Annotated in this window: 10 protein-coding genes and 1 pseudogene; 5 read left to right on the top strand and 6 right to left on the bottom strand. The window is 42.4% G+C overall.

What is annotated here, in order from left to right; all coding sequences use genetic code 11:
• Positions 1-360 (bottom strand): annotated as a pseudogene (locus JWQ85_RS07710) (xylosidase); the annotation flags it as partial.
• A 280-nt stretch (positions 361-640) separates the two neighbouring features.
• On the opposite strand from JWQ85_RS07710, the gene JWQ85_RS07705 reads away from it, so the two are divergent.
• From JWQ85_RS07705 to JWQ85_RS07695, 3 genes are all read left to right on the top strand, one after another.
• Positions 641-1,576 (top strand): helix-turn-helix domain-containing protein, encoded by a 936-nt coding sequence (locus tag JWQ85_RS07705; RefSeq protein WP_299466411.1) that lies wholly within the window; start codon positions 641-643, stop codon positions 1,574-1,576.
• 111 nt (positions 1,577-1,687) lie between these two features.
• Positions 1,688-2,428 carry an SDR family oxidoreductase gene (locus JWQ85_RS07700; protein ID WP_299466408.1) on the top strand — a complete coding sequence of 247 codons (741 nt, stop codon included), beginning with the start codon at positions 1,688-1,690 and terminating at the stop codon, positions 2,426-2,428.
• A gap of 68 nt (positions 2,429-2,496) precedes the next feature.
• A complete protein-coding gene (locus JWQ85_RS07695; RefSeq protein ID WP_299466405.1) occupies positions 2,497-3,249 on the top strand; it encodes an SDR family NAD(P)-dependent oxidoreductase in 753 nt (250 codons plus the stop codon).
• Between the two features lie 337 nt (positions 3,250-3,586).
• Here the strand turns inward: JWQ85_RS07695 and JWQ85_RS07690 are convergent, their stop codons facing one another.
• The gene (locus tag JWQ85_RS07690) at positions 3,587-4,039 is read right to left on the bottom strand and encodes a DUF4395 domain-containing protein (protein WP_299466402.1); all 453 of its coding nucleotides are present in this window, start codon (positions 4,037-4,039) and stop codon (positions 3,587-3,589) included.
• A 229-nt stretch (positions 4,040-4,268) separates the two neighbouring features.
• Here JWQ85_RS07690 and JWQ85_RS07685 point away from each other — a divergent pair, with 229 nt between their 5' ends.
• Positions 4,269-5,414 carry a hypothetical protein gene (locus tag JWQ85_RS07685; RefSeq protein WP_299466399.1) on the top strand — a complete coding sequence of 382 codons (1,146 nt, stop codon included), beginning with the start codon at positions 4,269-4,271 and terminating at the stop codon, positions 5,412-5,414.
• Here the strand turns inward: JWQ85_RS07685 and JWQ85_RS07680 are convergent, their stop codons facing one another.
• From JWQ85_RS07680 to JWQ85_RS07665, 4 genes are read right to left on the bottom strand one after another with little or no spacing between them, the layout of a single operon-like run.
• Positions 5,415-6,164: a ThuA domain-containing protein gene (locus tag JWQ85_RS07680; protein WP_299466396.1), complete on the bottom strand. Its 750-nt coding sequence runs from the start codon at positions 6,162-6,164 to the stop codon at positions 5,415-5,417.
• Between the two features lie 16 nt (positions 6,165-6,180).
• On the bottom strand, positions 6,181-6,963 hold the full coding sequence (locus tag JWQ85_RS07675; protein WP_299466393.1) for a ThuA domain-containing protein: 783 nt from the start codon (positions 6,961-6,963) through the stop codon (positions 6,181-6,183).
• Positions 6,964-6,986: 23 nt separating this feature from the next.
• Positions 6,987-7,514, bottom strand: a complete 528-nt coding sequence (locus JWQ85_RS07670; RefSeq protein WP_299466391.1) for a hypothetical protein — start codon at positions 7,512-7,514, stop codon at positions 6,987-6,989.
• Positions 7,515-7,520: 6 nt separating this feature from the next.
• Positions 7,521-8,654: a redoxin domain-containing protein gene (locus JWQ85_RS07665; protein ID WP_299466388.1), complete on the bottom strand. Its 1,134-nt coding sequence runs from the start codon at positions 8,652-8,654 to the stop codon at positions 7,521-7,523.
• A 128-nt stretch (positions 8,655-8,782) separates the two neighbouring features.
• On the opposite strand from JWQ85_RS07665, the gene JWQ85_RS07660 reads away from it, so the two are divergent.
• On the top strand, positions 8,783-9,531 hold a 749-nt coding region (locus JWQ85_RS07660), incomplete at its 3' end, for a GntP family permease (RefSeq protein ID WP_367186193.1).

Here is a 9,531-nt window from a genome sequence, read left to right as displayed (position 1 = left end):
GCCATCAACTCCATATTGCTGCATCCATTTAAAATGCAGATCAATTGTACTTTTATCTGCCGAGCTAAAGAATTTGGCTGTTTGCCCGTTTTGTAATTTAAAAGGCGTTTCATACGTTTTCTCGTACTCGCTAACATCCGGCCACATATCAATACCAGACCGGTCCTCGTTGCCATATGCAAAGCGGGTGGTTCCGGTACCATCGCCGGCAGCCCTGAACCAGCCCTGGTAACCAGCCATAATTAAGTTTTTATAGGATGGGAAAAGGGTTTCTTTGCTATGCTTATTTTGCCCACTTGCAGAAAAGCTAAGCCATACTAATGTGTATGCCAAAAAGGCGATCTTAATTCTGATCTTCATATAGATAATAGGTTTACCGGCTTTTTAACTCCCTTAGGGGAAATTAGAACAGACCGCTTGGTTAAGTAAACGAAAATCTGAAACCGCGTTAAAAAAAGATTAATTACACATTAATCAGCACAGAAAAAGTAAAATAAGAGGTAATTTCTCTTCGTTTAATACCACCTGTAGTTTACTTCCCTTATTATTGATGACCCAATATATTTTGTTTTTTATACGAAGGGCGTTAAAATTGGATGATCATAGTATCTTTAAATCAATAATCAGACTATCCCACACCATGAAAGAAACCGATAAACTGATCTTCAATAATCTCAAAGAGCAATACGTTCATTTTGGCTTGCCTTTAGATGGAATTGATGATAAAACGGAGTTCACCATTCATGATATAAAGAATATCCATCTCGATCTGCCTTTCCAGTCGCCGGTTTACCGGGCCAACTTTTTCAGTTTTGTTTTTGTGAAAGACGGATATGGCCAGTACACTACTGATGACAAATTATTTAAGACCATGCCCGGTACAATATATTTCACCAACCCAGGGCACTTTAAATCGCATTTGTGGAATAGCCTCAACGAGGTATTTCTTGTTACGCTCAGCGAATCATTTCTTAAAGAGAATGTTCACCAGGATATCTTTGAAGAATTTCCCTTCCTGCTTGCCGAAACAGTACAGCCGCGTGTATTAAACCCCAATGTATTTGCCGAGTTTGAGCAGCTATACAAACAAATACAAAAGGAATACACCAAAAACTCACCATACCGTAACAGGCTTATAGGCAACCTATTTGTGGTGCTATTACTAAAGATAAAGGAATACTTCTGGGAAGATTATAACCCCATATACGAGGGTAACCGAAGCTCACAGATCGTAAAGAACTTTAAACTAACCTTAGAAAAGCATTATCGCGATTTAAGCAGCGGTAAAGTTGAAAAAGCTTTCCGCGTACAGGATTATGCCGATGCGCAGGCACTGCACCCCAACTATCTCAGTAATGTTATCAAAACTAAAACCGGCAAAGCTATTGGCACCTGGATAGCTGATAAAACCATCGCCGAAGCAAAGTCCCTTTTGCAAAATTCATCTACCTCAATAAAAGAAATAGCCTACCTGTTAGGCTTTGCCGAGTCTACACACTTCAGTAATTACTTCAAAAAACACACAGAGATCTCCCCTGTGCTGTTCAGAAAACAGCATAATTCGCCAACATCTTAGAAATATGTATGTAATGCTTTAATATGTGTATCATTTGGGGTACCCGTAACCCCCACCTTTGTTTTGTCAATCAACGATAACAAAAACAACCAAGATAAAACAAAGGAAATCATGAACACACTATCAGAAAAAGTAATTTTAGTAACAGGCGCTTCAAGAGGTATTGGCGCTGTTGTAGCTCAAAAACTGGCTAATGCCGGTGCAAAAGTAATTGTAAACTATGCAGGCGGTAAAGAAGCTGCTGACCAAACAGTTGAGGCCATCAAACAAAACGGCGGCGATGCCATAGCCATCCAGGCTGATGTAAGCAAAACCGAAGATGTTAAGAACATGTTTGATGCAGCAATTGCACATTACGGTAAAATTGATGTATTGGTGAACAACGCCGGTATCATGATCACAAAACTTTTAAAGGATACCACTGATGAAGATTTTGAGCGCCAGTTCAGCATCAATGTAAAAGGCACATTCAACACCATGCGCGAGGCCGCTACCCGCCTGGCCGATAATGGCAGCATCATCAACTTTTCTTCAACCACTACCCGTTTAATGATGCCTACCTATAGTACATATGTAGCTTCTAAAGCTGCTGTTGAGCAATTAACCCGGGTATTTGCCAAAGAGGTTGGCGCAAGGGGCATTAACGTAAACTCTGTATCTCCGGGCCCTACCAACACCGAACTATTCACTAAAGGTAAGCCACAGGAAGTAATAGACCGCCTGGCATCACTATCTGCCTTTAACCGCATTGGCGAACCCGAAGACACTGCCAAAGTAGTGGCATTCCTTGCAGGCGATGATGCAAAATGGATAAGCGGCCAGAATATAGGCGCTAATGGCGGAATGGCTTAATCAGAAATGAGAGGTTAGAATCAAGAGACAAGAATCAACAAATCACAACAATTTAAAATATAGAAATCATGAACTCATTAAAAAATAAAGTAGCATTAATAACCGGATCAGCAAGAGGTTTAGGTAAAGCAATTGCAGAACGTTACGCAGCATTAGGTGCAGACATTGTTTTAAACTACTCACGCGATAAAGCATCGGCAGATGAAGTATTAAGCAATATACAAGCTATGGGTGCACGTGTTATAGCCGTACAGGCAGATGTAAGTAAAGTTGCCGACCTGGAACGTTTATTTGCAGAAGCCATAAAGGAATTTGGCAAGATAGATATAGTAGTGGCCAACGCCGGTATTGAGCTGGTGGAAACCCCGGTGGTTGATTTTACCGAAGAACAATTTGACCGTGTTTTCGGCATCAACACAAAAGGCACCTATTTTACTATGCAGCAAGCTGCTAAACACGTAGAAAACAATGGCCGCATCATTTACATCGCATCAAGCACTACATCGTTTCCGGTACCGGGGATGGCGGTTTACGGCGGCAGCAAAACTACACCACGTTATTTGGTTGATATCCTTTCAAAAGAGATTGGCCACAAAGGTGTAACCGTTAATTCTATCATCCCATTCGCGGTAGATCATTCAGGTATTTTTGCAGAACCCGATAGCTACCCCGAATTAAGAAAACAACTGCTGGACAGCTGCCCTATGGGCCGTTTAGCCGAAGTAGAAGATGTAGCCAACGCTGCAGAGTTTTTCGCCAGCGACCTGTCATCATTTGTGAGCGGCCAGCATCTACTGGTAAATGGCGGCGCAACTAATTAATATTTCCATCTCAAGCAAAAAGAGGCAGCGTGTTATACGTTGCCTCTTTTGTTATATAAATACCTTGTCATTTTGAGTATCAAATCCCGTGGCCTTTGAAGGTGCAATGACAGACCTTTGCGGGGCCGTGCAGCGTGACCGACTATATTATGTGCATGTTTGCCTGTGCCAGGTTTGGATTTAATGGTGACGTTATTTTGTCAGTAGCTAATTTTTAAGACACTCATTATTAGTTACTTATGCGCTAACAATGGTGTTCACGGCCGTGAACGTGAACACTTCTCACGCCATTTACTAACTATTGTCATGGGTAATCTATTGAAGAATCTATCGCCAGCTATTCCTTTCCAAACAACTTACTTACCTTTTGCAAACCCGTATAAACATAACATCCCATGCAAAATGCCGCGAATGATTCCAGGAAGGCAAAAATACACAGCATTGCGGCAAGCGGCACCAAAAGTATATTCCACCCTCCAATTATAGCAGCTAAAATAGCCGCGACGAACACGAAACCCATGCCCGCTGCAAAACGCTTTGGGCCGCGGTCGGTAGGCTTATTAGGCAGGTTAAATTGTTTAACAAACACATCGGCAAGCCACCCCAGCAAGCTATACTTTTGCATATTAAATGCACGTACAAAAAAATCTGCCAGTAATAAAAGAATTATAAAATTATACCCTGTCAATAAAAAACCCGCGCCTAATAGCAGCACCAATAAGGCTACTACCCTTACTTTGTTTTCGTTCACTTTTACATGGTCAACCGGGCATTGCAGATCTTCACTCATATGTATTAATTAATAGCTATAAAACTTAGCCTTAAAAACAAATATAGTCATGGCTTATGTTAAATATTGTAAAATTATTCTGACAGCTTTGCAGGCAATATATTAGTTACTATATTTATCGCACATGGTGCATTGTTACGTTTACATGCATTTAAACGTATATATTATTGTTGCTGATAGGAACCTCTCCGCCTAAACGCGTTTTACCTTATCGTTTCACAATACTAATATGAAAAGTCGTAATCGATCCGTTTATCTTAAGCCGATACTTTTAGCACTGCTAATACACAGTAGCTTCATTGCCCATGCCCAACTATCGGCATCAATGCCCTACCGCGTAGAAAAGCCCGATTCATTAACCAGCATCTTACCGCTCAACGAAAATAAAGAACATTCTGTTGTAGTTGCCCCAACTGCCAAAGCCAATATTTTTGACGACGAGGATGATAACAAACTGCAAAAAACTATTGCGCTTAACCTGAGCAAATCGCAGGAGCGCAAACAGTTAATGGAGTATTTAAAACAGTTGGAGCTGGGTAACACTGTAGCCGAAAACCAAAAGAACAATAAAGCCCTGTACCGTTTTGCTAATCTGTTTGCACGGTTAAAATTGTACCCGCTGGCCATGAAATGCTTTTTTAAGACCATACAGCGCGAGAATAAAAAAGCCAGGCAAAACAGCGAGAAAGCGGCAGATACAGATGGTGTGGAACCGGACGAACTGGCAATAAACGCCAAAGACGATTCCCTGGTTAACCAACAGGCCCAGCAAGTAAAAAAAGCCAAAAGCAAATACACAAGTTACAAACGCATTGTAAGCACCTTTAATGATAATAAGCCTACTGTTGCTTATGCCCTGCTTTTTCATGTAAAGCAACCCATATCCGGTAAGCCTAAAGTGTTTGTTTTTAGCAATACCGGCCATACATTTATCACGCTGATAAAATACAATGCCGATTCTACTTATGTATCCTGCTCGTTTGGGTTTTACCCTAAAAAGGAGAAGATATTATTTGCCACTCCGTGGGACCCAACTTCCGAATCGGAATTTAAGGATGATACAGGCCATCAATGGGATGAGGTTGTAGGTAAATTCATCTCCAAAAAAAGTTTTGAAAACATACTTAAGCTAACCAAAAAATACAACGATCTGGAGTATCATCTAAGCAATAACAACTGTACAGATTTTTGCCTGCAAGCCGCCACTTTAGCCGGTTTAAACATAAAAAATACAAAAGCTAAATGGCCGTTGGGTTATGGTAATAACCCGGGTGTTACAGGCCAAAGTATAATGGACGGCACTTATAACAATGCAGATCAACAACCTGATGCTAACTTGTTCAAGGCTTTGAATATTGACCCTGTTGTTAAATAGTTACCTGTGTGCGCCCAGCCACATAATGGCATTTTCGAACAGTTTATTTTGCAGGCTTGTGGTAAAAATATGATCGCCGTGGCCCATGTTCAAGTAAAGCATTTTGTATTTGGTGTTCGTCCAAACCACAGGTATATCCCCGCCCCTTATAACATCTTTCTTCCCTAAAGGATAATTAGCCGGATCGAGCGTAATTAGCACTTTAACATCTTTACTCATTCGTGGGTTAGGCTTCCAGCCGTACCATTCATTTATGGGCGCGGTGAACCTGGCAGGCAGGCCTTTGGTTACCGGGTGTTTGGTATCGTCAACAATTAGCTTTGCGGGCAATGGCGGCCAGTTATTATTGTAAAAAACCGCCCCGCCCATAAATTGTACAAACCACGGCCAATGGGTGTCCTTATCATTATAACCCGACACATGGAAACCCAGCCACGCACCACCATTATCCATATACCGTACAAAAGCCGCGCGCTGCCCCTCATTCTGCGGAAACTCGTTCAGCCACATCACCAGTTGATAGTTCTTCAGATGCTCATCATTGATCAGGTTCCAATTGGTAGTGGTATCAAACACAAAACCCTTTTTGGCTGCCAGCGCTGTAAAGTGTTTAATAGCATCGTTTGCAAAATCAACATGGTCAGATTCTACCGTGGTGGTATAAAATGCCAGTATCTTAAACTTTGGCTTTTGAGCGAACGCTGATACCGATAACGCCGCGATTATTATCAAACAGAAAAGCTTCTTCATGATTTTAGGTTATGTTTTACTCCCTCTCCTTTGGAGAGGCTTGGGGTGAGGCTGCCGCCCAAAATATAGCATTACTAAACAGCCGGGTGTAAGCCGGGTTATCAAACAGGTTTGGCGAATGGCCCATAAAAATATAAATGTTGCGTGCCTTGTAATGCTCGTTAGTCCATATCACTGGGTGGTCACCCATTTTTACTTTGCCTTGCGGCTCGTAGCTTGCTTCATCAACACTGGCCAATACGTGCACATTAGCCCGCGGGCTTTTATCATAAGTGTACCATTCCTCTTGCGGCACTAAAAAGGATGCCGACACGCCTTTCATCACCGGATGCTGCTTGTCCTCTACGTTCACTTTGCCTTTGGCAAAAGTGGCTATATAGTCTTTCCACCTAATGCCACCCATAAATTGCGAGAACCAGTCCCACATTGGGTAGCCGTCAAACTCGCCCAAAAGCGTAGCATGATGAAAGCCTATCCAGCCACCCTTACCTTCATTTATGTATTTTTCAAACGCGGCGGCTGCCTTATCCTTCCAGGCGTAAGGTGCATAATCAAGCTGTATAAACAGCTGATACCTGCTCAAAAAAGTGTCGTCAATTTTATCGGTATTCTGGATATAATCTACAGTAAAACCCTTTTGCGCTGCCAGCTTATCCAGCCATATTTTTGCCCGCTTTGAATACTCCACGTGGTGGCCGCCATTTTCGTACAAGGCCAACACTTTAAAGGGTTTTATTTTTTGTGCCGATGCCACAAGGCTCAGGCAGGCGATACATATCAACAGTAATATTTTTTTCATCAAGATTGTATTATCATTTGAGATTATTGATCTATCGCCTTTTTGAAAGATGCCAGCAATGCCCGGCTATTTTTATCAAGGCCAATAAACAGCGGTTTATCCTCTGCCGACCATGGGTGCCCCTGGCTGTAATCCCACCAACGGTAGCCAATTTTTGAATACTCGTTACTGACGCCTTTCTCTATGGGCTTCTCGTAAAAATCGTAAACATTCAGGGTATAAGCGCCATCGGCCACAGCAATATCAACCTTAAATTTCAGCCAAAAGTAATTGCCGCTTGGGTTAACATTTACCTTAAATGTACCCTCGCCGGATATAGCACCTGTCCTCTTCTTTAACAATGCCACTTTATTGTTCGGAAACTGCTTAACCAACCACTGTATAGCTTTGTTACGGGCAGCAATCTCGCTGCTTTTACTACTTACAGTAACCGTTTCCTCATAGTTGATCTTCCCCTTCTTGAGCGGCATATTGAGCTTAGCAGTATCCGTTTGGGCATAATTTACCAGCGGTACAAGCAGCAGTAACATTACAAATAATTGTCGTTTCATTTAAGGTTAGTCTTTATAAATTCTGCCCATCATCGGCACATTAAAAATTATTTTCTTCAATGCTTCCGGGTCAATGATACCCTGTTTGGCGTAAACAATTTTACCATCAGGGTCAACCAGCATGGTATAGGGTAGCGCGCCATCCCATTTAGGGTCGACAGCTTCTATCATCTTATACTTATCATCGCCGGTATAAATATAATTTTTGCCCGATGCTTGCCTGTTTTGCAAAAACTTCAGGGCATTTTCCTTGCGGGATGGTGCATCCGCACTAATGGTAACAAACTCCAATCCCCTGTCCCGGTACATATGGTTTATGGTTACTAACTCCGGAAACTCCTGCACACATGGAACACACCAGGTTGCCCACAGATTTATCAGGCGCAGTTTATCGCTGCCATTCTTTACCAGTTTTGTTATTCCATCGGCATCAATGGCATCCAGGCTAACAGGTTCTTTAGCCCAGGTTACGGCAGCCTTTTGGATCCAGTCGCGCTTTTCGGCCCATTTTATAGAGCAGCCAAAGGTTTTAGTCACAGCCACCGGCACTTCCTTATTGCTCAGCAACGCCTCAATAGCATTTATGGCATCTGCCGATTTTATTGGTTTTGCAGGGTCTTCAGTATCATCAATACGGCCGTTGTAACGCAGTTTTCTGTCTTTGTCAAAAATAAAGATATGCGGTGTAGCTACCGGGCCGTATTGTTTTGAGGCTATCTCGGTATCCCCATCATACAGGTATGGAAAATTAAAGGCCTTTTCTTTAGCGCGATGTTTCATATCATCAAAGGAGTCGCCCACATCGCTATACCCCAATTCATCCAACCGTAATGATGCCGGGTCATTCGGACTGATAGCCACCACCGCTACACCTTTACTGGCATAATCGGTGGTCATTTTTTTGATCCTCTCCTCGTAAGCCTGTGATGTTGGGCAGTGATTGCACATAAAAACAACCGCCAGCACTTTGGCTTTGTTGAAAGATTGCAAAGTATAAGTTTTGTCATCAACACCCTTTAATTTAAAATCGGGTGCGGCCGCACCAATAGCCATCGTTTTATGTTCCTGTGCTGATAGCACGGCCGGAAAAGCAAATGCTATGGCTAATAGTAGCGCACAGTTGGTAAGATACTTTTTCATAAAATTACGCTAAGGCGGTGTATATTGGTTTTTAAAGATAGGATATTATTTGTTTAAGCTTTTCATCTTACGCAAATTTTAGCCATCGGTTTATCCTTATATTGGCAGTACAAAACTTTAACCTAACTATGGATATTTCTCTCGCGCGTGTACTGATCTGCCTTGTGGCAGGTATAGCGGTTATTGTACTGCTTACCGCAAAGTGGCGGGTTCACGCATTTTTCGCACTGGCTATAGCGTGTTTTTTGGTTGGGCTTGACGTAGGTATGCCCCTTGCCAATGTGCTTACTTCTGTTAAAGATGGCTTTGGCAATATCCTTAAATCGCTTGGTTTTATAATAGTTTTGGGTACCACTTTGGGCGTGATATTAGAACATAGCGGTGCGACACGCGTAATGGCTAATGCCATTTTAAAACGTGTAGGCGAAAAACGTTCGGCATTAGCCATGAGCCTGACAGGTTTTATAGTAGGCCTGCCTATTTTTTGCGATTCGGGCTATATTGTTTTAAGCGGGTTGAACAAGTCACTGGCGCGAACTACGGGTATCTCTATGGTGATAATGGCCGTTTCGCTTGCTACAGGTTTGTATGCGGTGCATTGCCTTATACCACCCCACCCCGGTGCAGCAGCCGCGGCAGGCATTATCGGAGTTGATTATGGCAAGCTGATATTAACAGGCATTGGTGTTGCTATCCCGGCTATGGCTGCAGGTTATTTGTGGGCAAACTACGCGGGCAAAAAGGTCCCGGTTGTTATTGCTGATGATGAACAGATCATCGTTGAAAACACACAACTACCATCTACCTTAAAAGCTTTTTTGCCGGTGGCTGTACCTATATTTTTAATAGCTATCAAATCCTTTTTTTCGGTAGAGCA

It is taken from the genome of Mucilaginibacter sp., assembly GCF_028288105.1.
Taxonomy (GTDB): Bacteria; Bacteroidota; Bacteroidia; order Sphingobacteriales; family Sphingobacteriaceae; genus Mucilaginibacter.
The sequence above is the reverse complement of the archived record's forward strand: the minus strand, read 5'-3'. Positions and strand labels throughout refer to the sequence as shown.